Source organism: Kineococcus gynurae (genome assembly GCF_042433995.1).
Classification (GTDB): Bacteria; Actinomycetota; Actinomycetes; order Actinomycetales; family Kineococcaceae; genus Kineococcus; species Kineococcus gynurae.
Genome location: NZ_JBHLUI010000003.1, coordinates 513332 through 536233 on the forward strand (window position 1 = coordinate 513332; position 22902 = coordinate 536233).

At 74.3% G+C, this 22902-nt stretch carries 24 protein-coding genes; 13 read left to right on the forward strand and 11 right to left on the reverse strand.

Features of this window, described 5'->3' with window-relative positions; genetic code table 11:
* The first annotated feature begins 7 nt into the window (after positions 1-7).
* Complete coding sequence (locus ACFFKU_RS03825; protein ID WP_380135791.1) at positions 8-1363, forward strand: MFS transporter; 1356 nt, start codon at positions 8-10, stop codon at positions 1361-1363.
* Between the two features lie 12 nt (positions 1364-1375).
* On the opposite strand, the gene ACFFKU_RS03830 is transcribed toward ACFFKU_RS03825, so the two are convergent.
* Together ACFFKU_RS03830 and ACFFKU_RS03835 are read right to left on the reverse strand one after the other, a co-directional pair.
* Complete coding sequence (locus ACFFKU_RS03830) at positions 1376-2017, reverse strand: MBL fold metallo-hydrolase (protein ID WP_380135794.1); 642 nt, start codon at positions 2015-2017, stop codon at positions 1376-1378.
* 93 nt (positions 2018-2110) lie between these two features.
* Complete coding sequence (locus tag ACFFKU_RS03835) at positions 2111-2764, reverse strand: LysE family translocator (RefSeq protein WP_380135797.1); 654 nt, start codon at positions 2762-2764, stop codon at positions 2111-2113.
* A gap of 161 nt (positions 2765-2925) precedes the next feature.
* On the opposite strand from ACFFKU_RS03835, the gene pdxR reads away from it, so the two are divergent.
* Positions 2926-4341, forward strand: coding sequence for a MocR-like pyridoxine biosynthesis transcription factor PdxR (pdxR, locus tag ACFFKU_RS03840; RefSeq protein ID WP_380135799.1), 1416 nt, complete (start codon positions 2926-2928; stop codon positions 4339-4341).
* A 27-nt stretch (positions 4342-4368) separates the two neighbouring features.
* Here the strand turns inward: pdxR and ACFFKU_RS03845 are convergent, their stop codons facing one another.
* Entirely contained in the window at positions 4369-4623 is a 255-nt protein-coding gene (locus ACFFKU_RS03845) for a hypothetical protein (RefSeq protein WP_380135802.1), read from the reverse strand.
* 112 nt (positions 4624-4735) lie between these two features.
* On the opposite strand from ACFFKU_RS03845, the gene map reads away from it, so the two are divergent.
* Entirely contained in the window at positions 4736-5509 is a 774-nt protein-coding gene (gene map, locus ACFFKU_RS03850; RefSeq protein WP_380135805.1) for a type I methionyl aminopeptidase, read from the forward strand.
* Positions 5510-5548: 39 nt separating this feature from the next.
* Here the strand turns inward: map and ACFFKU_RS03855 are convergent, their stop codons facing one another.
* Positions 5549-7081, reverse strand: coding sequence for an APC family permease (locus ACFFKU_RS03855; RefSeq protein ID WP_380135807.1), 1533 nt, complete (start codon positions 7079-7081; stop codon positions 5549-5551).
* Between the two features lie 90 nt (positions 7082-7171).
* Here ACFFKU_RS03855 and ACFFKU_RS03860 point away from each other — a divergent pair, with 90 nt between their 5' ends.
* The 3 genes from ACFFKU_RS03860 to ACFFKU_RS03870 all read left to right on the forward strand — a co-directional run bounded on the left by ACFFKU_RS03860 (position 7172) and on the right by ACFFKU_RS03870 (position 10549).
* On the forward strand, positions 7172-9133 hold the full coding sequence (locus tag ACFFKU_RS03860; RefSeq protein WP_380136117.1) for a primary-amine oxidase: 1962 nt from the start codon (positions 7172-7174) through the stop codon (positions 9131-9133).
* The gene (locus ACFFKU_RS03865; protein ID WP_380136118.1) at positions 9124-9594 is read left to right on the forward strand and encodes an Lrp/AsnC family transcriptional regulator; all 471 of its coding nucleotides are present in this window, start codon (positions 9124-9126) and stop codon (positions 9592-9594) included. Before ACFFKU_RS03860 ends, ACFFKU_RS03865 begins: the two co-directional genes overlap by 10 nt.
* Before the next feature lie 82 nt (positions 9595-9676).
* A complete protein-coding gene (locus ACFFKU_RS03870; RefSeq protein WP_380135809.1) occupies positions 9677-10549 on the forward strand; it encodes a universal stress protein in 873 nt (290 codons plus the stop codon).
* Between the two features lie 10 nt (positions 10550-10559).
* On the opposite strand, the gene ACFFKU_RS03875 is transcribed toward ACFFKU_RS03870, so the two are convergent.
* Positions 10560-10958 carry a hypothetical protein gene (locus ACFFKU_RS03875; RefSeq protein WP_380135811.1) on the reverse strand — a complete coding sequence of 133 codons (399 nt, stop codon included), beginning with the start codon at positions 10956-10958 and terminating at the stop codon, positions 10560-10562.
* A 145-nt stretch (positions 10959-11103) separates the two neighbouring features.
* Positions 11104-11763, reverse strand: a complete 660-nt coding sequence (locus tag ACFFKU_RS03880; RefSeq protein ID WP_380135814.1) for a maleylpyruvate isomerase family mycothiol-dependent enzyme — start codon at positions 11761-11763, stop codon at positions 11104-11106.
* Positions 11764-11923: 160 nt separating this feature from the next.
* Between ACFFKU_RS03880 and ACFFKU_RS03885 the strand changes: the two genes are divergently transcribed.
* On the forward strand, positions 11924-12685 hold the full coding sequence (locus tag ACFFKU_RS03885; protein ID WP_380135817.1) for a hypothetical protein: 762 nt from the start codon (positions 11924-11926) through the stop codon (positions 12683-12685).
* A gap of 60 nt (positions 12686-12745) precedes the next feature.
* Here the strand turns inward: ACFFKU_RS03885 and ACFFKU_RS03890 are convergent, their stop codons facing one another.
* Together ACFFKU_RS03890 and ACFFKU_RS03895 are read right to left on the reverse strand one after the other, a co-directional pair.
* On the reverse strand, positions 12746-13618 hold the full coding sequence (locus tag ACFFKU_RS03890; protein WP_380135820.1) for an HTTM domain-containing protein: 873 nt from the start codon (positions 13616-13618) through the stop codon (positions 12746-12748).
* Entirely contained in the window at positions 13615-14085 is a 471-nt protein-coding gene (locus tag ACFFKU_RS03895) for a hypothetical protein (protein WP_380135823.1), read from the reverse strand. Before ACFFKU_RS03895 ends, ACFFKU_RS03890 begins: the two co-directional genes overlap by 4 nt.
* A gap of 91 nt (positions 14086-14176) precedes the next feature.
* Here ACFFKU_RS03895 and ACFFKU_RS03900 point away from each other — a divergent pair, with 91 nt between their 5' ends.
* Both ACFFKU_RS03900 and ACFFKU_RS03905 read left to right on the forward strand, forming a co-directional pair.
* Positions 14177-14566 carry a hypothetical protein gene (locus tag ACFFKU_RS03900; protein WP_380135824.1) on the forward strand — a complete coding sequence of 130 codons (390 nt, stop codon included), beginning with the start codon at positions 14177-14179 and terminating at the stop codon, positions 14564-14566.
* Positions 14563-15114, forward strand: a complete 552-nt coding sequence (locus ACFFKU_RS03905; protein ID WP_380135826.1) for a methyltransferase family protein — start codon at positions 14563-14565, stop codon at positions 15112-15114. The genes ACFFKU_RS03900 and ACFFKU_RS03905 overlap by 4 nt, the downstream gene beginning before the upstream one ends.
* Here the strand turns inward: ACFFKU_RS03905 and ACFFKU_RS03910 are convergent.
* Positions 15099-15728 (reverse strand): YitT family protein, encoded by a 630-nt coding sequence (locus tag ACFFKU_RS03910; RefSeq protein WP_380135829.1) that lies wholly within the window; start codon positions 15726-15728, stop codon positions 15099-15101. The two genes, ACFFKU_RS03905 and ACFFKU_RS03910, sit on opposite strands and share 16 nt — an antisense overlap.
* A 293-nt stretch (positions 15729-16021) precedes the next feature.
* Between ACFFKU_RS03910 and ACFFKU_RS03915 the strand changes: the two genes are divergently transcribed.
* The 4 genes from ACFFKU_RS03915 to ACFFKU_RS03930 all read left to right on the forward strand — a co-directional run bounded on the left by ACFFKU_RS03915 (position 16022) and on the right by ACFFKU_RS03930 (position 20671).
* Positions 16022-17464 carry an aspartate aminotransferase family protein gene (locus tag ACFFKU_RS03915; protein WP_380135832.1) on the forward strand — a complete coding sequence of 481 codons (1443 nt, stop codon included), beginning with the start codon at positions 16022-16024 and terminating at the stop codon, positions 17462-17464.
* On the forward strand, positions 17464-19128 hold the full coding sequence (locus ACFFKU_RS03920; protein WP_380135835.1) for an amidohydrolase: 1665 nt from the start codon (positions 17464-17466) through the stop codon (positions 19126-19128). The genes ACFFKU_RS03915 and ACFFKU_RS03920 overlap by 1 nt, the downstream gene beginning before the upstream one ends.
* A 71-nt stretch (positions 19129-19199) precedes the next feature.
* Complete coding sequence (locus ACFFKU_RS03925) at positions 19200-19577, forward strand: ATP-binding protein (protein WP_380135837.1); 378 nt, start codon at positions 19200-19202, stop codon at positions 19575-19577.
* On the forward strand, positions 19574-20671 hold the full coding sequence (locus ACFFKU_RS03930) for an adenosine deaminase (protein ID WP_380135839.1): 1098 nt from the start codon (positions 19574-19576) through the stop codon (positions 20669-20671). The genes ACFFKU_RS03925 and ACFFKU_RS03930 overlap by 4 nt, the downstream gene beginning before the upstream one ends.
* A 112-nt stretch (positions 20672-20783) precedes the next feature.
* Here the strand turns inward: ACFFKU_RS03930 and ACFFKU_RS03935 are convergent, their stop codons facing one another.
* Positions 20784-21569 carry an aldehyde dehydrogenase family protein gene (locus tag ACFFKU_RS03935; RefSeq protein WP_380135840.1) on the reverse strand — a complete coding sequence of 262 codons (786 nt, stop codon included), beginning with the start codon at positions 21567-21569 and terminating at the stop codon, positions 20784-20786.
* The gene (locus ACFFKU_RS03940) at positions 21562-22878 is read right to left on the reverse strand and encodes an aldehyde dehydrogenase family protein (RefSeq protein WP_380135842.1); all 1317 of its coding nucleotides are present in this window, start codon (positions 22876-22878) and stop codon (positions 21562-21564) included. Before ACFFKU_RS03940 ends, ACFFKU_RS03935 begins: the two co-directional genes overlap by 8 nt.
* Between the last annotated feature and the right edge of the window lie 24 nt (positions 22879-22902).

The following is a 22902-nucleotide window of genomic DNA, read 5'->3' on the forward strand; positions in this document are numbered from 1 at the left end:
AGTGCCCGTGCCCGCCACGCCCCCCGGTCCGGCCCCGCTGAGCGTCGCCGACCGCCTCGACGACCTCCCCTTCACGCCGCGGCACCGCCGCCTCCTGCTGGGGTCCGGCGTCGGCTGGGCGCTCGACGCGATGGACGTGGGTCTCGTGGCCTTCGTGCTGCTCGCGGTGACCGCGCAGTGGGGGCTGAGCCCGTCCACCGCGTCGCTGATCGCGTCGGCCGGGTTCGCGGGGATGGCCTTGGGGGCGAGCCTGGGCGGGCTGCTGGCCGACCGGATCGGGCGCCGCCAGGTGTTCGCCCTGACCCTGCTGGTCTACGGCGTCGCGACGGGTGCGGCCGCGCTGGCCTGGTCGGTGACCGCCTTGATCGTGTTCCGGTTCGTGGTCGGGTTGGGGCTCGGTGCGGAACTCCCGGTCGCCTCGACCCTGGTCAGCGAGTTCGCCCCCCGGCGGATCCGCGGGCGCGTGGTCGTCGCGCTGGAAGCGTTCTGGGCGGTCGGATGGACCGCGGCCGCCCTGCTCGGCTACCTGCTCGTGCCGATCTCCGACGACGGGTGGCGCTGGGCGTTGGCGGTCGGAGCGATCCCCGCCCTGTACGCCATCGTGGTGCGGCGGGGGTTGCCGGAGTCCCCACGGTTCCTGCTCTCCCGTGGCCGTACCGGCGAGGCGGAGGCCGTCGTGGCGCAGTTCGAACGATCGGCCGGCCGGACGCCACCGCGGGCCGTCCTCGTCGCCGAAGCCCCGCCGGCCCGGACCGGGGACGAATCCGCCGCCGGGGGACCGGGGCTGTTCTCCCCGGCGCTGCGCCGTCGCACGGCCGGCCTGTGGCTGGTGTGGTTCTGCGTCAACTTCAGCTACTACGGGGCCTTCACCTGGATCCCGACGCTGCTGGTCGCCGACGGGTTCACCCTGATCCGGTCGCTGCAGTTCACCCTCGTCATCACCCTGGCCCAGCTGCCGGGGTACGCCCTCTCGGCGATCCTGGTCGAGACGTGGGGGCGGCGGCGCACGCTCGCGGCGTTCCTGACCGGTTCGGCGGTGGCGGCGTTCCTCTACGCCGGGGCCGACGGGTCGGGTCAGGTGCTGGCGGCCGGGATGTTCCTGTCGTTCTGCAACCTGGGCGCCTGGGGCGCCCTCTACGCGACCACCCCGGAGGTCTACCCGACCGCGGTCCGGGCTCGGGGGGCCGGCGCCGCGGCCGGGTTCGGGCGGATCGCCTCGATCGCCGCCCCCGTGGTGGTGGCGGCCATCTTCACCGGCGCCGGCAGCGGCCCGGTGTTCGTGGTGCTGGGGGCGGCGTTCGTCGTCGCCGCCCTGGGGAGTTTCCTGCTCCCCGAGATGCGGCGCCAGGCCCTGGACGGCTGACGTCCGGGGTGGTCACCAGCCCCGTTCGCGCCACTCCGGCAGGTGCGGCCGCTCGGCGCCGATCGTCGTGGGCGCGCCGTGCCCGGGGTGGACGACGGTGTCGTCGTCGAGGCTCCCGAAGAGACGCTCCTCGACGTCGGCCACCAGCGAGCGGAAGTTCTCGGCGCTGCCGAACGTGTTGCCGACCCCGCCCGGGAACAGGGAGTCCCCGGTGAACACGTGGTCGGGACCGTGCGCGTCCCGCAGCACCAGGGCGACGGAACCCGGCGTGTGACCGCGCAGGTGGACGACGTCGAGCCGGACCCCACCGACGATGACGGCCTCCCCGTGCGTCAACCGGCGGTCGACGGTGACGGGCAGGTGGTCGGCGTCGTCCTCCCCGGCCGCGGTGTGCGCCCCGGTCGCCTCCACCACCGCCGCGAGCGCTCCCACGTGGTCGTGGTGGCGGTGGGTGGTGATGACGGTGGCCAGCGTCGTGCTGCCGTCCGGACTGCCGGCGCGGACGAGGTCCAGCAACCGTTCCGGCTCGGCGGCGGCGTCGACGAGGACCTGGCTGCCGCTGCTGCGGCAGGTGATCAGGTAGGCGACGTTGTCCATGTCGCCGACGTGCAGCTCGCGCACGTCGGCGGAATCGGTCCGGGCCACCTCGTCCATGAGGGTCTCCTCCGCGGTCGTCGGTCGACGGGTTCCGCGAGGCTACTGACCGGTGCCGGGGTCGGCGCGGCGGGGGCCGTCCGGCCCGGATGGTCAGCCCGGCAGCTGCTCGAGGACGAGCGCACCCGCGATCAGCACGTAGGTGGCGGCGAACACGCGGTTGGCCCGGCCCGCCAACCGGGGGCGCCGCACGAGCACGGGACGCAGGGCGGTGGCCGCCAGCCCGTAGGCGCAGAAGACCACCAGCGTCACCGCCGTGAAGACCGCGGCCAGCAGGGCCATCCGTCTTGCGCTGCCCGGTCCGGGCGGGACGAACTGCGGCAGGAACGCGACGAAGAAGAGGGTGAGCTTGGGGTTGAGCAGGTTGAGGACGACGCCGTCGCGCAGCACCCGCGCCGTGGTCGGTGCCGTCGTCGATGCCGTCGAGGGGGTGGTCGCGTCCCGCCGGGGATCCGCGGCCCGGACCAGTCGGTCCCCGGGGTCCGACCAGGTCAGCACCGCCAGGTGGAGCAGGTAGGCGATGCCCGCCCAGGTCAGCAGGGCGTAGGCCAAGGAGCTGGTGCGCAGCAGCGCCGCCAGCCCGGTGATCGAGCAGACCAGGTGCGGGACGATCCCCAGGGTGCAGGCTCCGGCGGCCAGGACCGCCGTCCGCCGACCGTGCCGCAGACCGGCGTCGAGGGTGTAGACCACGCCGGTGCCGGGGGTGGCGACCAGGACGAGGGTGGTCATCAGGAAGGCCGGGGTCACGACGACCGGCCCGGGGCTCGGCGCTGGGGCCGGGGCGGCCGCGCGGTGGGTCCGGACCGCGTGGAGGTGGGGGTGCGGGGGAGGGGGTCGGTCACGTCATGATGCTGACCAGTCGGATGGTCGCCGTAGAAGGGCCAATCCTGGGCCGGGAGGACGGACCAATGACCACGGGTGCCGATTTCCTGCAGCTCGACCCCGCGGCGGCGCCGCCCAGTGGCCGGGCGTCGTGGTTAGCCGCGCGGATCCACGACGCGGTGCTCGACGGTGTGGTCGGGGTCGGCGACCGGCTGCCCCCGAGCCGGCAGCTGGCCGCCGAGCTGGGGTGGTCGCGGGGGGTCGTCGTGGAGGCCTACCAGCGGTTGACCGAGCAGGGTCTCCTCACGGCCCGCTCGCGGGCCGGCACCCGGGTCGCGCTGGTCCCTGCGCCGCTCGCGACCCCGGACGCCGCGACCCCGGACGCCGCGCCGTTCACCGCCGCCGCGACGACGGCCCCACCGGCGATCGACCTCGGTCCGGGCGTCCCGGACCTGGACCGCTTCCCCCGCGCCGCGTGGCTGCGGGCGGAGCGGGAGGTGCTGACCCGGTCGTCGGTGACCGCGCTGCGCTACGGCGACCCCGCGGGGGACCTCGGCCTGCGCACGGCCCTGGCGGGGTGGTTGGCCACCCACCGCGGACTGCGGACCACCCCCGAGGCGGTGGTGATCGTCTCCGGGGTCGCCCAGACCCTGGCGCTGACCGCGCACGTCCTGCGTCGTTCCGGGCACCGTGCCATCGCCGTGGAGGACCCCGGCTCACGCGGCGCCCGCGACGAACTCGCCTACTGGGGTCTGCGCCCGGTCGGCGTCCCCGTGGACGACGAGGGCCTCCGGGTCGACGAGCTGGAGGCGGGCCCCGCGCGGGTCGTGCTCACCACACCCGCCCACCAGTACCCGACGGGCGTCGCCATGAGCCCGCGGCGACGCACCCGGTTGCTGGGCTGGGCGGCGCGCACCGGCGGGCTGGTGATCGAGGACGACTACGACGCCGAGCACCGCTACGACCGGACCCCGACGCCGGCGCTGCACCCGTCGGCCCCGGAGTCGGTGCTGCACACCGGCAGCGTGTCCAAGGCGCTGGCCCCGGCGCTGCGCCTGGGGTGGGCGGTGGTCCCCGCGCACCTGCGGGCGGCCTTCCTGGAGGCCAAGTACGCCAGCGACATCTGCGCCCCCGGCCTGCCGCAGCTGGTCCTGGAGCGGCTCATCGGCAACGGCGCCTACGACCAGCACCTGCGTCGCGCCCGGCGCCACCAGCGGAATCGGCGCGACGTGCTCGTGGCGGCGCTCAATACCGCGGTCGCCCAGGTACCCGGTGCCAGGATCTCCGGTGTCGCGGCGGGACTGCACCTGCTGGTGGACCTGCCCGGCGTCGACGACGTCGCCCTGGCCCGAGCGCTGCTGGCCGACGGCGTGGTCGTGGACACCCTGAGCCGGCACCGCCTCGCGCCCGGACCCGGTGGCCTGGTCCTCGGTTACGCCGCGCGCAGCCCCCACCAGCTCAGGGCGGCGGCCGACGCGATCGCCCGAGCGCTGGCGCGCTGAGCGGCCAGGCCCGTCGCGGAGCCCGTCTCAGGAGGACCGGACGGGGGCCACCGCGGTGTCGCGGAGGTCCAGGGTCCGCACGTCGACGACCCGGACGGGGCGGGTGGACGGACGCGGGCGGCGGCGCTCGCGCAGGGCCAGGACGAACAGTGTCGCGGCGACGGCGTAGAACAAGGCCCGGGCGGGCGTCCCCTCGAGACCGAAACCGATCACGAGCAGCGCGCACCCGACGGCGCCGATCCCGTGCACGACGTCGATGAAGGACGACCAGATCTCTTCCACGTCGGCATCGTGCCGTGTGATCACGCAGGGTGTCGCGTTGGATCAAGATGAGTAACTACTCGGACGTGCTTTCGTTGCGCTGGGTAGCGATACGCCACGGAGGGTGGTTGTCATGGTGGAGTTGAAGACCCCGGGCGAGATCGAGGCCATGCGGGCGGCGGGGATCGTGGTCGCCGACGCGCTCGCGGCCGCCCGCACGGCGGCAGCGCCCGGGGTGAGCCTGCGCGAGCTGGACGAGGCGGCACGGGCGGTGCTCGCCGCCGCGGGGGCGACCTCGCCGTTCCTCGGTTACCAACCCCGGTTCGCCCCGGTCCCCTTCGACGGGGTCCTCTGCCTGTCGGTGAACGACGCGGTCCTGCACGGGCTGCCCACCGACTACCGCCTGCAGGAGGGGGACCTGCTGTGCGTCGACGGGGGAGCCACCCTCGACGGGTGGACGGGGGACTCGGCCACCACGTTCTCGGTCGGGGAACCGCGACCGGGCGACACGGCCCTCGTCGAGACCACCCGTTCGGCCCTGCACGCAGGGATCGCCGCGGCCGTTCCCGGCAACCGGATCGGGGACATCTCGGCGGCGATCGCGGCGATCGGCCACGCCGGCGGATGCGGGATCAACACGCAGTTCGGCGGGCACGGGGTGGGTCGGACCATGCACGAGGAACCCTCGGTGCCCAACGACGGACGGGCCGGACGCGGCCTCGTGCTGCGGCCGGGTCTCGTCATCGCGATCGAGCCGTGGTTCCTGGCCGGGGGTCGTCCCGAGATCGTCACCGATCCCGACGGGTGGACCCTGCGCAGCGCCGACGGGAGTTCCGGCGCCCACGAGGAGCACACCGTCGCGGTCACCGAGGACGGGCCGCGCGTCCTCACCGCCCCGCGGGACTGAGGCGACCGGCGCCCCCGCGGGTCCCGTGCCGTCCCTCGGTCAGAGACCGCCGATGGGCGGTTCCCCGGTGTCCGGCACGAGGACGGGGGTGTCGGCGCGCAGCGTCTCGCCCCGGAAGAAGTCCCGCAGGCCGAACACCTTCAGGCGGAGGGCGCAGGCCAGCATCAGGGGGACACCGAGGACGAGCATGCCGACCCCGATGACGAAGACGCCGCCCAGACCGCCGATGACGGTGTAGCCGTAGTCCGGGGCGATCATGTCGATCGCGCTCTGCCCGAAGGCCCACAGCATCGCCAGCCCGCCGAGCAGGGGCAGGACCCCGCGCAGCAGGAGGTGGCGGGGGGAGCGGAACAGGGTGGCGCGGAAGAACCAGACGCAGGCGAAGGCGGTGACGCCGTAGTAGAAGGCCACCGCCAGACCCAGCGAGGCGACCGAGTCCTGCAACGCGTTCTGGCTGACGAGGGCCAGGACGAGGTAGAACACGACCGCGGAGACGCCCATGACGACGGTCGCGAAACCCGGGACCTTGTAGCGCGGGTGCATCGAGGCGAAGCGTTCCGGGACGGCCCCGTAGACCGCCATCGACAACGCGCCGCGGGCGGTGGGCAGGATCGTGGTCTGCGTCGAGGACGCGGCCGAGGCGGCGACCGTGAGCAGCAGCAGCGCACCGAGGGCGGGTCCGCCCACCGGTTCGCCGAGCAGGGTGAGGACGTCGTCGGCGTTCTCGGGGTTGCCCAGGCCGATCCCCGTCGTGCCGAAGCCGGCGAAGGCGCTGACGGCCACCGACACCAGGACGAACGTGACCAGCAGGATCACGGTCGCCAGCAGGGCGGCGCGCCCCGGCGTCCGGTCGGCGTCCTTCGTCTCCTCGGCCACGGCCAGGCAGGCGTCCCAGCCCCAGTAGACGAAGATGCACAGGATCATCGCCTCGGCCAGGGCGTGCTCGGGGACCCCGCGCGGGTCGAACCAGCCCCACTCGGGGCGGACCGCCTGCGGGCCGGCCTGACCGGAGTAGACCAACCAGAGCGCGCCGACCGCCATCACCCCGAGCACCGCGAACTGCAGGAGGATCAGGACGTTCTGCAGGCGTTCGGAGATCGTGATGCCGCGGTAGCTGACCCAGGTCGCCCCCACGATGAACGCGACCCCGAGCAGCACCCGGACGAGCAGGTTGTCGGCGGCGGCGTCGAGTCCCATCAGGCGCAGCGAGTAGATCGAGGCGATCTCGGCGACGTTGGCGAGCACGATGATCGCGGAGACCGCGACGCCCCAGCCGCCCATCCAGCCGACCCAGGGGCCGAACGCCTTGGTGCCCCAGGTGAACGTCGTGCCGCAGTCGGGCACCGCGCGGTTCAGCTCCCGGTAGGCGACGGCGACGAGCAGCATGGGCAGGAACGCCAGGAGGAACATCGCCGGCGCCTTGTCGCCGACGGCCAGCACGACGTAGCCGAGGGTCGCCGCCAGACCGTAGGCCGGCGCGGTCGCGCCCAGACCGATGACGGTGTTCCCCCACAGGGACAGGGCTCCGGTCTTCAGACCCTTGCCGTCCACCCCCGCCGTGTGCGTGCTCATGGGCGGGAAGGTTACCGAAGATCGAGCATCGTCCCGTTTCCGCTCGATCCGAGGGATGACTCCTCGTGGACGACGGAATGCGTGGCGTTCATGCTTGCCAAGCGTGATTCGGGGAGCCAGACTGCCGACGTGCCGCACCCGTTGTCACCGTTGACCACCGCCGAGTTCGAGGCGAACCGCGACATCCTCCGGGCCTCGGGCCGGATCGCGGAGACCGTGCGCTTCGCGACCGTCACCCTGGCCGAACCGCCCAAGGTCGACGTCCAGGCCTGGCGCAGCGGCGACCCGGTCCCCCGACGCGCCCGCTCGATCATGTGGGACCGCGCCGACAACAAGACCTACGAGGCGGTCGTCGACCTCGTCGCCGGGGAGGTCGCCGAGTTCGAGCATCTGCCCGGGGTCACCCCGAACTTCACGGTCGACGAGTGGCACGACTGCAACGACGTGCTCAAGGAGGAGCCCCGGGTCGTCGCGGCGCTCGCCGCGCGCGGGATCACCGACCTCGACCTCGTCCTGCTCGACGTGTGGACCTACGGCCACGGCGTCATGCCCGAGATCCACCGCGACCGACGACTCGGCTGGGTCGACGTGTGGGTGCGCGAGACCCCGCACGGCAGCCCCTACGCCCACCCGCTGTCCGGTCTCAAGTTCGTCGTGGACATGAACACGTTCGAGCTGCTGGAGATCGACGAGGCCGAGGTGGTCGCCGAACCGGCCCCGGTGATGGGGGAGTACGAACCCGACCTGCTGCCCGCCGAGCTGGCCCCGCAGGCCGTGCGCGCCGAGCTGAAGCCGCTGGAGATCACCCAGCCCGAGGGGCCCTCGTTCACCGTCGAGGACGGCGAGCTGCGCTGGCAGAACTTCTCGGTGCGTCTCGGGTTCACCGCCCGCGAGGGCCTGGTCCTGCAGCAGCTGCGCTACGACGACCACGGCCGGGTCCGCGACATCGCCTACCGGATGTCGTTCGCGGAGATGATCGTCCCGTACCGCGACCCCGGGTTCGACCACTACCGCCGCACCGCCTACGACATCGGCGAGTGGGGCCTGGGGTACATGACCACGTCGCTCGAGCTCGGCTGCGACTGCCTGGGGGAGATCCGCTACCTGGACGCGGTCCTGACCGACTCCCACGGCACGCCCTACACGATCACCAATGCGATCTGTCTGCACGAGGAGGACGACGCCGTCCTCTGGAAGCACGTCGACAACCTCGGCCGGGCCGAGGTGCGGCGCTCGCGGCGCATGGTGATCTCGTTCCACGCCACCGTCGCCAACTACGAGTACCTCGTCTACTGGCGGCTCTACCTCGACGGCACCATCGAGTGCGAGGTGCGGGCGACGGGGATCATGGTCACCACGCCCATCCCCGTGGGAGAACCGACTCCGGCCACGGGGACGCTGGTCGACGAACGCACCTACGCCCCCTTCCACCAGCACTTCCTGGTGGCCCGCCTCGACCTCGACGTCGACGGCCCCGAGTGCACGGTGTTCGAGGTCGACTCCCACGCGCTGCCGATCGGGGAGGACAACCCGCACGGGCTGGCGGTCGGGACCACCAGCACGCCCATCCGTTCCGAGCGTGAGGCCGGCCGCGACGTGGACTGGCAGCGCCAGCGGACCTGGAAGGTGGCCAGCGCGACCGCGAAGAACGCGTGGGGGGCGCCGACCGCCTACAAGCTCGCCTCGACCGCGGCGATCCCGCACCTGTTCGACCCGGAGGCGCCGCAGTTCAAGCGGGCCCCGGTCATCGGCCACGACGTCTGGGTCACCCGCCACCACGACGACGAGCTCTGGCCGGCCGGGGACCACCCCACCCAGAGCGAGGTCGACCACGGCATGAGCCGATGGATCGCCGACGACGAGTCGCTCGAGGGCACCGACGTCGTGCTCTGGCACGTCTTCGGCATCCACCACGTCACCCGCGTCGAGGACTGGCCGATCATGCCGGTCGACACCGTGTCGTTCCAGCTCAAGGCGGCCGGGTTCTTCGACCGGAACCCGGCCCTGGACGCGCCCGCGACCGTCCGCGCCACGGGGCACGGCTGCCATTGAGCACCCGTCCCGGAGGTCCGCTCGACGACGTGTCCAAGCGCATCGTCGAGCACCTGCAGGTGGACGGGCGGATGTCCTACGCCGCCCTGGCCAAGGTGGTGGGGCTCTCCGAAGCCGCCGTGCGGCAACGGGTCCAGCGCCTGCTGGACAGCCAGGTCATGCAGATCGTCGCGGTCACCGACCCCTTGCAGGTCGGGTTCCGCCGGCAGGCCATGGTCGGCGTGCGCACCGACGGCGACGTCCGGGAGGTCGCCGACCGGCTCGACGAGATCCCCGAGGTCGAGTACATCGTCGTCACCGCCGGCAGTTTCGACCTCTTGGTGGAGGTGGTCTGCGAGGACGACGAAGGCCTCCTCGACGTGATCAACGGGCGCATCCGGGCGACCCCGGGCGTGGTGACCACCGAGACCTTCGTGTACCTCCAACTGCGCAAGCAGCACTACAACTGGGGAACTCGCTGACACCCTGCGTCATCCCTTGTCCTGCGTGCCGCTGCGGCGCACCATGAGAGAGGGGACTTTCCCCCGCGAGGAGGCGGTGGCGATGAGCGGGTCGACGTTCCGGGTCACGGTGGGTTTCTCCGGGTCGGGTGCGTCCCGACGCGCCCTGCGATGGGCGCTGCACGACGCGGCCGAGCACGGGGGCGACGTCCACGTCGTCGCCGTGGACCCGCCCCATCCCGGCGGGCCGGCGGGGCCGTTGAGCCCGCTGTCGCCGTCGCAGTCCCTCGCGGCGCACCTGCCCGAGGAGATCGAGCACCTGGCCGGGCGTGCGCCGACGGTCCGCACGACCACGCTGACGGGGACCCCGGCGACGGCCCTCCTGCTGGCCGCGGCCGACTCCGACGCGCTCGTGCTGGGCTGCGGGCGCAAGGTCTCGCCGGTGGGACCGGGCACCGGGCACGTCGTGCGCGACTGCGTCCCGAACGCCCCCGTCCCGCTGGTCCTGGTCGGACCGCAGGCGGTCGTGGGCGCGTCCCGCCGCCTGCTGGTCGTCACGTCGGAGGACGACGCCGGGGAGCGCTGGGCGCTGCACCGGGCCCAGGAGGCCCGCCTGCCGGTCCGGGTCCTGACGACGTGGGTCCAGAACCCGTTGCTGGCCCTGGCGACCGACCAGGACCGACCGTTGCACCGGGACCAGGCGCAGGCCCGGCACCACCGGGCGTGCGAGACCCTCGCCCCGGTGGCCCGACGGTCGGTGCAGGCCGACGTCGTCGAGGCCTACCTGCGCGACGTGCTCGCGCACCGGGTCGGCGTCGGGGACCTCGTCGTCCTGGGCTCGGCCGAGGCCCACGAGGTTCCGCTGCGGACGTTGCGCGCGCCCGTGCTGCTGGTGCCCCCGGTCCGGCGGACGGTCGATCTGACTGCGCTGGAACGGGAGTCGAGCTTCAGCGGGATGGTCGGCAGCGGGCGGTAGGGCCCGGACGTCAGGGACGCAGGGCCGTCGCCGGGATCCACCCGTCGGTGAGGACCGGTCGACCCCGCCCGTCGAGCCGGACGAAGGCGACACGGCCGAACCAGGTGGGGCCCTCGCGCCGCCAGGCCAGGAGCACCCCGGGGAAGGGGCCCGGGTCCTCGGCCGGACCCAGCACCCAGCAGTGCCGTCCCGCGCTCAGCTCCGGCCCCGGGTCGGGGGCGCCTCCCGTGGGCCCGGTGGGCCCGGTGGGGGTGCCGGCGGGATCGCGAGCGGGGTGCGGGACCGCTGTGCCGCCGTCGGGTCCGGTGGTTGGTCCGGTGGTGGGTCCGGCGAAGGGCGACGGTTCGCCGCGGCGCCGCGCAGCCCGGTAGCGGTCCTCGTAGGACTTGCTCCACCGCCCGCCCGCCACCGGCCCAGGATGCCAGAACTTCCGTACACCCGTTCTATTGCGGGTTCGGCATCCGCACCCCTCCCTCCCCCGTGATCAAGGAATGACTGAGCTGCCGTCCCATCCGTCGCCGTCGACACGAGGTGGGTGGCACGGGGTGGCCCGCTCACCCCACCCGGAGGCGTTCGCGCAGCGCCGGCACCCCCGGGCCGTCCAGGGCGCGCAGTCCCTCGGGCCGGCCGGAGACGGCGAGCAGGAGGTCCAGGTCCGGTCCGCGGACCTCGGCGCCGGACCCGTGCGACCACGAGGAGTCGGTGGACGCCAGGTGCAGTCCCCGTACGCGCCGGGGCGCGCCCATGAAGCGGTTGCCGACGACGTGGGCCAGGCAGGCGGTGACGACGTGAGCGGGCGGCGACCAGGCCAGTCGCAGGGGACGCGCGACGTCCTGGGCGTGGACGACCAGGTCCATCAGCGGGTCCAGGGGGCTGCTGCCGGGGAAGCGACGGGTGGACCGGGCGCTCTCGTGCAGGTGCTCGAGGAGCTCGGTGGTGCCGTGCCGCCCGGCGCGCTCGGCGGCCAGGTTGATCTCCATGCGGTCGAAGGAACCGCGGGCCCGGACCGCTTCGCGGACCAGGAGCGGCACCGTCAGACGCGTGGTGGTGGTCAGGTGGGCCAGGACGTCTCGCACCGTCCACGCGGCGCACAAGGACGGTGCGCCCCACTGCTCCGGGCCGAGGGTCGCCAGGCGGTCGACGAGCCGGAGGCGTTCGTCGCGGACCGCGGCGGCCGTCTGTGCGGCGGTCAGCGGGAACGGGGTCGTCACCATGACCCGGAGACCGTCGCCGGGCCCGGAACTCATCGACGACGCGCGCCCGGGGACGGGCGGGAGATCGCGGTCGTCGGTGGGGGTCGCCGCTACCGTCCGAGGATGGAGCTGCCGGGAGCCGACCTGCGCGTCGTTCCGCCGTCCACCGGGACGGTGCGCGGTGGGTGAGTCTTTCGCCGGGTTGCGTCCGGTCGAGGACCCGGACGCGGTGGGTGGAGGGATCGCCCCGCGCACCGGGGGGCTGGGCAGTTCCGTGACGGACGTGGTCCCCCGGGGTTTCCCGGCCTACGCCCGCATCCTGCACCCCGTCGACCTGGGGGGCGACGAAGAACCGGGCACCTGGGCGGGCGTCGCCGCCCGGACCGGCCGGGTCGTGCACGCCCTCGCGCAGTGGCGTTCGATCGTCACCCCCGTCGCGGGGCAGGACCTGCCGGTGGGGCCGGAGGGGCGGTGGGCGGACGTGCAGGTCCGTGAGGGGCACCTGGAGCCCGAGGCGCTGCGGGCCGTGCTGAGCGTGCTCGCGCCGTTCACGGGGGACCAGGAGTGCGTGCTCGGGATGTGGGAGGGGTGGGGGTGGTTGCACGGCTCGACCGGGGTCCGGTACACCTCGGGCGGGAAGGGCTCGCCGCCGCCACCGCTTGCCCGCCCGCCGATCCCCGACGTGGTCAATGCGGCAACGTCCTACCCGCACCTGCACCTGCCCGGTCGGGACTACCTGCTGTTCCAGGGGCCGCTGGACGCGGCGCTGAGGACCGGGAAGCAGATCACCCCCGACTGGTTCGACCCGCAGTCCCCGTCCCTGGTCTGGCCGCTGGACCGGTCGTGGTTCCTCGCCTCCGAGATCGACTTCGACTCGACCCTGCTGGCCGGGTCGGCGGAGCTGGTGGCGGCGCTGCTCGCGGCCCCCGGGATCGAGGCGTGACCGGTCGAACCCGGTGACGACGTGGGGTGGAACGGCGACCTCGTGAACGGCTGACCCGACTCAGACCGCCTCGACGGTCTCCACGGGCTCCACCGCCCGGGAGGACGGGCGCTGCACGAACCGTCCCAGTCGTTCCAGGGGCAGGAACGCCGCCCAGCAGACGACCGTGGGCAGGAAGTGGATGCCGAGGGTGAGCCACGTCGAGAGGTGGAACACCATCGCGGCGCCCACCGCGAACCACAGCCAGCGTCCCCGCAACCACAGCGCGACCGGGGCACAGAACTCGCAGACGAGCACGACCCACTGGGTCACGACCAGGAACTCCGGGAAACGCCCGAGCCAGTCGCCGAGCCCGGAACCCCGCCGCGTCACGGCCCACACGGTCACCGCGCCGTTGGCCCAGGCCCACGGGGTTCCGCTGCGGACCCACTTGCTCACGGCGGATCCGCAGTAGGTGGCCACCGTGGCGATCTGCACGCAGCGCAGGGCCCATCCCGCCCGCCGGGACGGGGTGAGGTCGTCGAGGTCGGCCCGCCCGGCGGTCAGCAGCACGATCATCGCGACGACGATCGCCATGTGGTCGTGGGCGACGTAGCCGAAACCCATCGACCAGAGGATCCAGGCCAGGTAGCCGAGGGACGTGCACCAACCGGCCGCCGTCCGTGTCCGGGGGGCCAGGGCGAGCGCCACCCCGGCCACCAGGGCGGTCATCGCGAGCGTCGCGGTGAGGGTGGTGGGCGGGGGGACGTGCAGGAGTCGACCGAGGAGCGTGGGGCGCCAGAACTCGGCGACGTGGACGTGGCTGAACACGTGGTTGGTGAGCAGGGTCGCGTCGGCCAGGGCGAAGACCGCGAGGATCAGGCGCAACCAGGCGACCCGGGCGCGGGGGAGGGCGGGGACGACGAACGCGCCGACCCGGGCGGCGAGGTTCACCCCTGCCCCCCGGTGGGAGCCCAGGTCGCGAGCACCCGGACCGTCGGGGACCCCACGAGCCGGGAGTTCCGCATCGACTGCTCGCTACGGACCAACCGCAGTTCGCGCAGGGCGGGGGAACCCGGTCGCAACCGGGCGTGCGAGGCGGCCAGCACCCCGAGCAACGACGGGTCGGCGATGATCTCCTGGCCGTGCGCCTCGAGCTCGGCCCGCGACATCCCGACCGAACCGGGACTCAGGGGGACCGGGACGATCCGCCCGTCCGTGGTCAGACCCTCCAACGAGGTGGAGACGACGCTGCCGTCGACGGGGCGCGGGGTCGCGTACTGCGACAGCGACCCCAGCGGGAACCAGTCGTTGGTGTCGGCCAGCTGACCCCCGAGGAGGACGACCAGTCCGACCCCCACCGCGCCGACCCGCCACGCCACCTGCGGCCTCGACAGGTCCGACCCGCTCCCGACGATCACGGGGACAGTCTGGCCGACCCGGCAGTCCCGGGTGGCCGAACACGCGGACGGGGGCTTGTCCCGGCGGGTGCCCCCGGGTGATCGTCGGGGGGTGCGGGAACGCTGGGGGGCGGGGTACCTGGGGCTGGTGGCGCTCGGGGTGCCGGGATGGTGGCTGCTGATGGCCGTCCTACCGCCCTTCCGTGCCTGGTTCGACCTCGGTCCGCCGTCCGTCCTCGACGCGTTCCGCCCCGCCGACGTCGGTCTGTGCCTGGTCGCGGCCGCGGCGAGCCTGGCCGCCGGGCTCCGCCACCCCTCGGCCCGGGCCCTGGCCGGCGCGACCACCGGGGCCCTGGGGTACGCGACGATCCTGACCGCGACGCTGGCCCACCGGAGCGGGTCGGGGTGGGTCGGGTTCGTCGTGATGCTGCTGGGCACCGCGGGGGCGGGTCTCGTCACGACCAGGGTGGGAACCCCGGCCCCGCGGCGGGCGGATCCGTGAGGTTGTACCGGCTCGCCCGTCCGGCGAGCGCCGGGCGGCACCTGCGCGCGACGTTCGGCTGGATGGTCCTCGTCTGGTTCCTGGCCCTGGTCGCCCTGCCGGTCGTCGTGACGACCGGGGAGCGATGGCTGGGGATCGCGCGGGTCGAGATCCCGGGGGCCCCGGTGTGGGCGGCCGTCGTCCTGGTGCCGGCCAGCCTGATCGGCATCCGGTGCGCCACGGTGATGGCCCGCGGGGAGGGAACTCCCGTGCCCTTCGACGCGGCCGCCCGCCTGGTCGTGGAGGGTCCCTACCGGTTCGTGCGCAACCCGATGGCCGTGACCGGGATCGCGCAGACCGTGGGGGTCGCCCTGCTCCTGGGTTCGCCCGGGTACTTCCTCGTCCCACCCGTGGGCGCGCTGGTCTGGCACGTCGTCATCCGCCCGTCCGAGGAGCGCTTCCTGGAACGGTGCTTCGGCCAGGCGTACCGGGACTACCGGGACCGGGTGCCGCTCTGGGTCCCGCGCCGGCGACCGCTGCCGCGGTCCGGGGGTCAGGCGCCCATGTAGCGACCGGGTCGATGGTTCATCGAGAGGACCAGGTTCAGCACGACGGCTCCGGCGGCCGACAACCCCGCCACCGCGAACGGGACGACGGTGAGGGCCGAGAGCACCACGACGGCGTCCAGGGCGAGCTGGACGTACCCGGCCCGCCAGCCGAACCGTTCCTGGGCCAGCAACGCCAGGACGCCGAAACCGCCCAGGCTCGACCCGTGCCGGAACAGGATGAGGATGCCGATGCCGGCGGCAAGGTTGCCGAACAGCACGGCGTACACGGGGCTGACGTCGAGGTGCGGCAGGGCGGCGGCGTGCAGCGGCGACCACAGGGCCAGGGCGAGCACGGCGCCGGCCGAGCGCAGCGTGAACCAACGGCCCTTCACGCGGGCGGCCAGCACGAAGAACGGGAGGTTGACCGCCACGAGGAGGATCGCGAAGGGGACCGGGGCGGCGTAGCTGAGCAGCAGGGCCAGACCGGCCGTGCCGCCCGTCACCGCGGTGGTGGCGTGCAGCAGGTGCAGGCCGAAGGAAGCCAGGAACGTCCCGACCAGCAGCCCGACCAGGTCCTCCACGGGCGAGTGCGGTGGGGCGGGGACGCGGGCGGCGGGCGGCGCGGACAGGCTCACCCGCCCAGGGTCACGGGACGGAGCTGGTGGAGGCAAGCGAGGGTCGACGAACTGAGCAGACTGTCGACATGGACGGCCGCATCCGAGCAGAATGCTCAGGCGGGACCGATCCGGGTCCTCGGCGGACGAATCGCGGTGGGTCACGGGGCGTTCACGTCGCCGCGACAGCTGGTCACGACGAATCCCGTCGCAGTCGGACCACCGTCACTCGGATCCCGTCGCTCCCTGGACGGTCCGGCGAGGGAAAGGTTACCTTCGGCCCACCGGAGACACCGGTGACGGGAGCGCTCGACATGACCACGACGACGCCGACCTCGGCGACGCAGAACTCGACGACGTACGACTCGACCACACCGACCACCACCCGACGGGGGACACCGCTGGCCCGCGCGGCCCGTGAGCACCTCTGGTTGCACTTCGCCCGGCACGGTCCCCTCGACGAGGGCGCCGAGGTCCCCGTCATCGTCCGGGGCGAGGGGGCCCGGATCTACGACAGCCGCGGCAAGGAGTACCTGGACGGGCTCGCCGGGCTGTTCACCGTCCAGGTGGGGCACGGCCGGACCGAGCTCGCCGAGGCGGCGAGCCGGCAGATGTCCACGCTGGACTACTTCCCGCTGTGGTCCTACGCGCACCCGCCCGCGATCGACCTGGCCGAGCGGTTGGCCGCCGAGGCGCCGGGCGACCTCGACCGCGTCTTCTTCACCACCAGCGGCAGCGAAGCGGTGGAGTCGGCCTGGAAACTCGCCAAGCAGTACTTCAAGCTGGTCGGGAAACCCGGCAAGCACAAGGTGGTCTCGCGCTCGGTCGCCTACCACGGGACGACGGCCGGGGCGCTGTCCATCACGGGGATCCCCGACGTCAAGGCCCCCTACGAACCGCTCGTCCCGGGCGCGTTCCGCGTCCCCGCCACCAACCAGTACCGGGCCCCGCAGGGCCTGCGCGAGGACCCGAAGGCGTTCGGACGGTGGGCGGCCGACCGGATCGCGGAGGCCATCGAGTTCGAGGGTCCGGACACCGTCGCCGCGGTGTTCCTGGAGCCGGTGCAGAACGCGGGCGGGTGCTTCCCGCCCCCACCGGGTTACCTGGAACGGGTCCGCGAGATCTGCGACGAGCACGACGTCCTGCTGGTGGCCGACGAGACGATCTGCGCGGTGGGGCGGATCGGGGGGATGTTCGCCTGCACCGAGTTCGGGGTCGTCCCCGACGTCATCACCTGCGCGAAGGGACTGACCTCCGGGTACGCGCCGCTCGGGGCGATGATCGCCTCCGCCCGGTTGTTCGAACCTTTCCGGCGGGGCAGCACGTCCTTCCTGCACGGCTACACCTTCGGGGGGCACCCGGTGGCCGCCGCGGTCGCGATGGCCAACCTCGACATCCTCGAACGGGAGGGGTTGTTCGACCACGTGCGGGAGAACGCTCCGCTGTTCCGCACGACGCTGGAGCGGTTGCTCGACCTTCCGCTGGTGGGCGACGTCCGCGGGGCCGGGTTCTTCTACGGGATCGAACTGGTGCGGGACAAGGAGACCCGCGAGACGTTCACGGGGGCCGAGGCCGACCGGTTGCTGCGCGGGTTCCTGTCCCCGGCGTTGTGGGAGGCCGGGTTGTACTGCCGGGCCGACGACCGCGGGGACCCGGTCGTCCAGCTCGCCCCGCCGTTGACGATCGGGAGGGCCGAGTTCGACGAGATCGAGCAGAAGCTGCGCGACGTGCTCACCCGCGCCCAGGGCGTGATGTAGTGGCGGACCTCGTCCTGCACTCCGGCCGGGTCTTCGACGGTCGCCGACGGCACCCGACGGCCACGGCCGTCGCCGTCACCGACGGTCGGATCGTCGCCGTGGGGACGGACGCGGAGGTGCGGGCGGCGGTCGGGCGGGCCGACGAATCGGTCGACCTCGCGGGTCGCCTGCTGCACCCCGGTTTCGTCGACGCCCACCTGCACCCGGTGCAGGGCGGCATCGAGCGGCTGGGGTGCGACCTGTCCGAGACCCGTGGGGTCGAGCGGTACCTGGACGTGGTGTCGGCGTTCGCGGCGGCGACCACGGCCTCGCCCGATCCCTGGATCCTCGGCGGGGGCTGGGCCATGGCCGAGTTCCCGGGCGGGGTCCCGCGGCGAGAGCTGCTCGACGCCCGGGTGCCCGACCGACCGGTGTTCCTGGTCAACCGCGACCACCACGGCGCCTGGGCCAACAGCCGCGCCCTGGAACTCGCCGGGATCGACGCGTCCACCCCCGACCCGGCGGACGGGCGCATCGAGCGCGACCCCGACGGCCGCCCGACCGGGACCCTGCACGAGGGGGCGATGGAACTGGTCGTACGCGTCGCGCCCCGTCCCACGGCCGAGCAGGTCCGCGCCGGTCTGCTGGCCGGGCAGGCCTACCTGCACTCGCTCGGGGTCACCGGCTGGCAGGACGCGATCGTCGGGGAGTACGCGGGTATGCCCGACTCCCTCGACGCCTACGTCACCGCGGTCCGCGCGGGGGAGCTGACCGCGCGGGTCGTCGGGGCGCAGTGGTGGCCGCGGGGCGTCGAACCGGACGGGGTGGCCGCTCAGGTCGAGCGCCTCGCCGCGCGCCGCGACCGGGTGCGGGCGGCCCTGGGGCCGGCGGGACGGTTCCGGGCCGACAGCGTCAAGATCATGCTCGACGGGGTGGCCGAGAACCAGACGGCCTCCCTGCTCGAGCCCTACCTCGACCGCTGCGGGTGCGCCGGGGCCGACCGCGGGCTCAGCTACCTGGACGCCGAGCTGCTGCGGCAGGTGGTCCCCGCCCTCGACGAGGCCGGGCTCGACGTCCACGTCCACGTGATCGGCGACCGGGCGGCCCGCGACGCCCTGGACGCGGTGGCCGCCGCCCGTCGGTCCCCGCGCTCGCGGGGTGGTCGCCACCACCTGGCCCACCTGCAGCTCGTGGCCGCCGAGGACGTGCCGCGGTTCGGGGAACTGGGGGTCGCGGCGAACGCCCAGGCGCTCTGGGCCTGCAACGACGCCCAGATGACCGAGCTGACGGTGCCGTTCCTCGGCTCCGACCGGGTGGCCCTGCAGTACCCCTTCGCGGGGCTGGTCCGCGGGGGAGCCCGGCTGGCCATGGGTTCCGACTGGCCGGTCTCGTCCCCGGACCCGTGGGCGGCGATCGCGGTGGCGACCACCCGGCGACCCCCGGGATCGCCCGGCACGCCACCGCTCGTCGCCGAGCAGGCCGTCGGGCTGGAGGTCGCCCTCGGTGCCTACACGGCCGGTTCCGCGTGGGTGAACCGTCGTGAGGACGAGACGGGCCTCGTCCGCGTGGGGGCGCTGGCCGACCTCGTCGTGGCGTCGGTCGACCCCTTCGAGCTGCCGCTCGCCGAGCTGGCCGACGTGCGCAGCGACCTCGTGCTGGTCGACGGTCGGGCGGTGGCCGGCTGACCTGCCCGTGCGGAAGCGACCCCCAGGCGCGAGGATCGGCAGCGGCGGGACGGCGGGTGGTCGGAGGTGGGATGCAACGTCTGGACCTCGACGCCGCCCTCGCCTCGGCCGCCCGGGCCCGTCGCTGGGTGCGTCGCGCCCTGCAGGCCGAGCACGCGAGCACGGACCGCGGGGCTGAGCTCGAACTCCTCGTCACCGAGCTGGTGACCAACGCGGTGCGCTACGGGGGAGCCCCGATCGCACTGACGCTGCGCGCGACGCAGCGCGGGATCCACGTCGAGGTGTCTGACGGCAGTCCCGTCGAACCCGTCCTGCGCCGACCCCCGCCGGAGTCCACCGGGGGGCGGGGGGTCGCGCTGGTCGACGCGCTGGCCCTGCGCTGGGGGGTCCGCCCGGGACCCGGCGGGGGGAAGACCGTCTGGGCGGACCTGCCAGACTCGGCCGGGTGAGCACCCAGGAGCAGATCAACCCCCAGGACAGCACGCTGGACCTCGCCCGGCGCATCCCGAAGGTCTCCCTGCACGACCACCTCGACGGTGGGTTGCGGCCGGGGACGATCGTCGAGATCGCCTCGGCCAACGGTCACACGCTGCCCACCACCGACCCCGAGGAGCTGCGGGCCTGGTTCCGCGACGCCGCGGACTCCGGCTCCCTCGTGCGCTACCTCGAGACGTTCGACCACACCGTCGCGGTCATGCAGGACGCCGAGTCCCTCGCCCGGGTCGCCACCGAGGCGGTCCTCGACCTGGCCGCCGACGGTGTCGTCTACGGCGAGCTGCGCTACGCCCCCGAGCAGCACCTGCGCGGCGGGTTGAGCCTCGACGAGGTCGTCCTCGCCGTCGAGGACGGCATGCGCCGCGGGGAGCAGCTGGCCGTCGAGGCGGGGACCCCGATCCGGGTCGGCACGCTGGTCACCGCGATGCGGCACGCCGACCGGTCCGAGGAGATCGCCGAGCTCGCCCTGCGGCACCGCGAGGCCGGCGTGGTCGGCTTCGACATCGCCGGCGCCGAGCTCGGGTTCCCGCCCGCCCGCCACCTCACCGCGTTCAACCGGCTGCACGCCGAGAACCTCCCCGTGACCATCCACGCCGGGGAGGCCGACGGCCTGGGCAGCATCTCGGAGGCCGTGCACGAGTGCGGGGCCCAGCGCATCGGTCACGGGGTACGGATCGCCGACGACATCACCCTGGGGTCCGGTTCCGACGCCGCCGGGATGCCGGTGGCCGAGCTGGGCCCGCTGGCCACCTGGGTCCGCGACCAGCAGCTCGTCCTCGAACTGTGCCCGTCGTCCAACGTGCAGACCGGGGCGGCCACCAGCGTCGCCGAGCACCCGATCACGCTGCTCAAGGACCTCGGCTTCGCCGTCGCGGTGAACACCGACAACCGGCTCATGTCCGGGACGTCGCTGAGCCGCGAGTTCGCCCTGCTCATGGACCTGTGCGACTGGTCGGTCGAGGACGTCCGCAAGGCGACCCGCACCGCCCTGGCCGCGGCCTTCCTGCACTACGACGAGCGACTCGCCCTCTCCGCCCGCCTCGACTGACCCCTCCCCCCCTCCCACTCCCCCGTGATCAAGGAATTTCCCGCTCCTGCCGTCCCGGGACGCCCGGGCCGGGTGCGAAGAATTCCTTGATCACGGGGGGGCAGGGGTGGGGTCAGCGCAGGACCGGGGTGAGGGCGGTGAGGACGTCGAGCCCGGGGCCCGGGTGGGTCGGGTCGGGGGACGGGGTGAGGACCACCCGCCCGCCCGCCGCGACCAGGGTGTCGCGCAGGGCCTCGACCGGGTCGGGTCCGTCGCGCCCGTCGGACCCGTCGGACCCCGCGGACCCGGGCGGGGCGGGTGCGACGGCGCGACGCAGGTCGAGGGCGGCGCCGACGGCCCCGGCGGCCGTGCCCAGGGGCCCGGCGACCTGGGGGTCGGCCCAGTCGGGGTGGTCGGTGAGCAGGCCGGGTGGGAGGGCCGCGCCGAGGCCCGCCACGAACTGCGCCGTCGCGCGTCCGGCACCGGGTCGGGGGAGCAGCAGGACCGCGCCCCCCGTCGCCAGCACGGGCAGGACCGTGCGTGCCGCCGTCCGGACCGGTTCGCCCCCGCCGCCGAGGACGAGCACGACGGTGCCGGACCCGGGGGCGGGCAGGTCGAGCATCCGTGGGACGAACGCTCCGACCTTGTCCGTCCAGCCCGCCCAGCGGACCGTCTCGTCGACGGCCGCATCGACGTCCGCGACCGCCTCGGAGAGTCGGAACCCGCTGCCGCGCAGCTCTTCCACGACGACCGAGCGTCGCTCCTCCAGATCCGCGGCCGCCTCCAGCAGCGTCCGACCCCGTTCCAGCGCGGGCCGGGCCGACCACGCCACGGCCGCGCGGGCCGCGGCCCGCAGCACGTCCTCGGCCGGGACGCGGCCACCGCCGGGACGGGTCCGCAGCGGGGGCCGGCTAGCCACAGCAGGTCCGCAACCACCGCAGCGCGCGCCGTAGCCGCGGGGGGCCCGCCGGGTGGCGGGGGCCGCCGCGCTCCCACACCTGCACGGCGCCGACCGCGCCCAGGACCCGGCGCGCGGCGGCCTCGTCGGGGACCGTCCGGACGCCCACCACCGGACCCGGGGGCAACGGGGACGAACGACGGGGCAGCTGCAGCACGACGGGCAGGGCCCACCAACCGCCCGCGGCGAGGTCCACGGCCACCGCCGAGGGTCGCGTCCGGCAGGCGGCCGCCGCCTGCGCGAGCGCCGCGGTGGGGCAGGGCCCGAGCCGGGTCGAGGGCAGCAACGGGTCGCCGGGGGTCAAGGGCTCCACGACCGCGCGCAGGCGCAGCGTGAGGTCCTCGGCGACCGCGTCCTCGACCAGGACGAGGTTCCCGCCGGGGTGGGCCTGGGCCCCGCCCAGCACCCGGGCGAGCACGGCCTCGGCGACGGCGTCCAGGTCGGCGCCGGTCAGGACGAGGTCGACGGCGGGGGCGTCGGTCGTCCCGCACCACGGCAGGTCACGGGCCGCGGCCCGCACGGCCAGCGTCCGGACCGCCCCCGCGTCGCCGTCCAGGGTCACCGCCACGGTGTCCGGGGCCTGCTCCAGGGCGACGTCGGTCCCCGGGAAGGCGCCCGGGACCACCGCGACCAACCCGTCCGGGAGTCCGGCGGCCCGCAGGGCCTCGCGCAGGCGCAGGGCCACCGGCGCCGCCTCCGGACGCGCCCGCACGACCGCGCCGGCCCCGGCGGCCAGCGCCACGAGGACGTTCTCGGCGAGGTCGGCGGGGGTGGCCCGCCAGTCGGCCCGGATCAGCGCGGCCCCACCGCTGCGGGGGCGCAGTCCGACCGCGGGCAGCTTGTCGGCCCACCCCGCGGCGGAGAACGCGGCGTCGGCCAGCGCGCCGGGGGCGAGCGTCGTGCTGACCGGTCGTCCCGTGGTCAGGGTGTCCAGCAGCCCGGCCCCGCGGGCGTGCTCGGCGAGGGCCTGCGCCGCGGCGAACAGGTGCCGCGCGCGGTCCTCGCCGCTCAGCCAGGCCCACGCCCGGCCGGCGCTCGCGGTGGCGGTGAGGGTGCGCAGGGCCAGCGCCGGATCGGTGTCGGCGACCCGGGTGAGCGGTCGGCCGGTGGCGGGGGAGACCAGGTCGAGCAGGGGGGACAGACCCGGGTCGTCGGACGCGGCGCAGAGGTCGGGGAGACGGGCCTCGGTGGTGTCGACCGGCCGGGTCCCACGGGTGCGCGGGGGGCGCGCGGGCGCGACCTCCTCGGCCTTCCGTAGCTGGGCGCTCACATTCAGTGACTCTACGGGTGGGGC

What these genes read in the sequence shown, in the direction of transcription:
- ACFFKU_RS03830 (WP_380135794.1), bottom strand. Translation starts at nt 2,017, where the DNA reads ATGGACGAGGTGGCCCGGACCGATTCCGCCGACGTGCGCGAGCTGCAC.
- pdxR (WP_380135799.1), top strand. Translation starts at nt 2,926, where the DNA reads ATGACCACGGGTGCCGATTTCCTGCAGCTCGACCCCGCGGCGGCGCCG.
- map (WP_380135805.1), top strand. Translation starts at nt 4,736, where the DNA reads ATGGTGGAGTTGAAGACCCCGGGCGAGATCGAGGCCATGCGGGCGGCG.
- ACFFKU_RS03855 (WP_380135807.1), bottom strand. Translation starts at nt 7,081, where the DNA reads ATGAGCACGCACACGGCGGGGGTGGACGGCAAGGGTCTGAAGACCGGA.
- ACFFKU_RS03860 (WP_380136117.1), top strand. Translation starts at nt 7,172, where the DNA reads ATGCTTGCCAAGCGTGATTCGGGGAGCCAGACTGCCGACGTGCCGCAC.
- ACFFKU_RS03870 (WP_380135809.1), top strand. Translation starts at nt 9,677, where the DNA reads ATGAGCGGGTCGACGTTCCGGGTCACGGTGGGTTTCTCCGGGTCGGGT.
- ACFFKU_RS03880 (WP_380135814.1), bottom strand. Translation starts at nt 11,763, where the DNA reads ATGGTGACGACCCCGTTCCCGCTGACCGCCGCACAGACGGCCGCCGCG.
- ACFFKU_RS03915 (WP_380135832.1), top strand. Translation starts at nt 16,022, where the DNA reads ATGACCACGACGACGCCGACCTCGGCGACGCAGAACTCGACGACGTAC.
- ACFFKU_RS03925 (WP_380135837.1), top strand. Translation starts at nt 19,200, where the DNA reads ATGCAACGTCTGGACCTCGACGCCGCCCTCGCCTCGGCCGCCCGGGCC.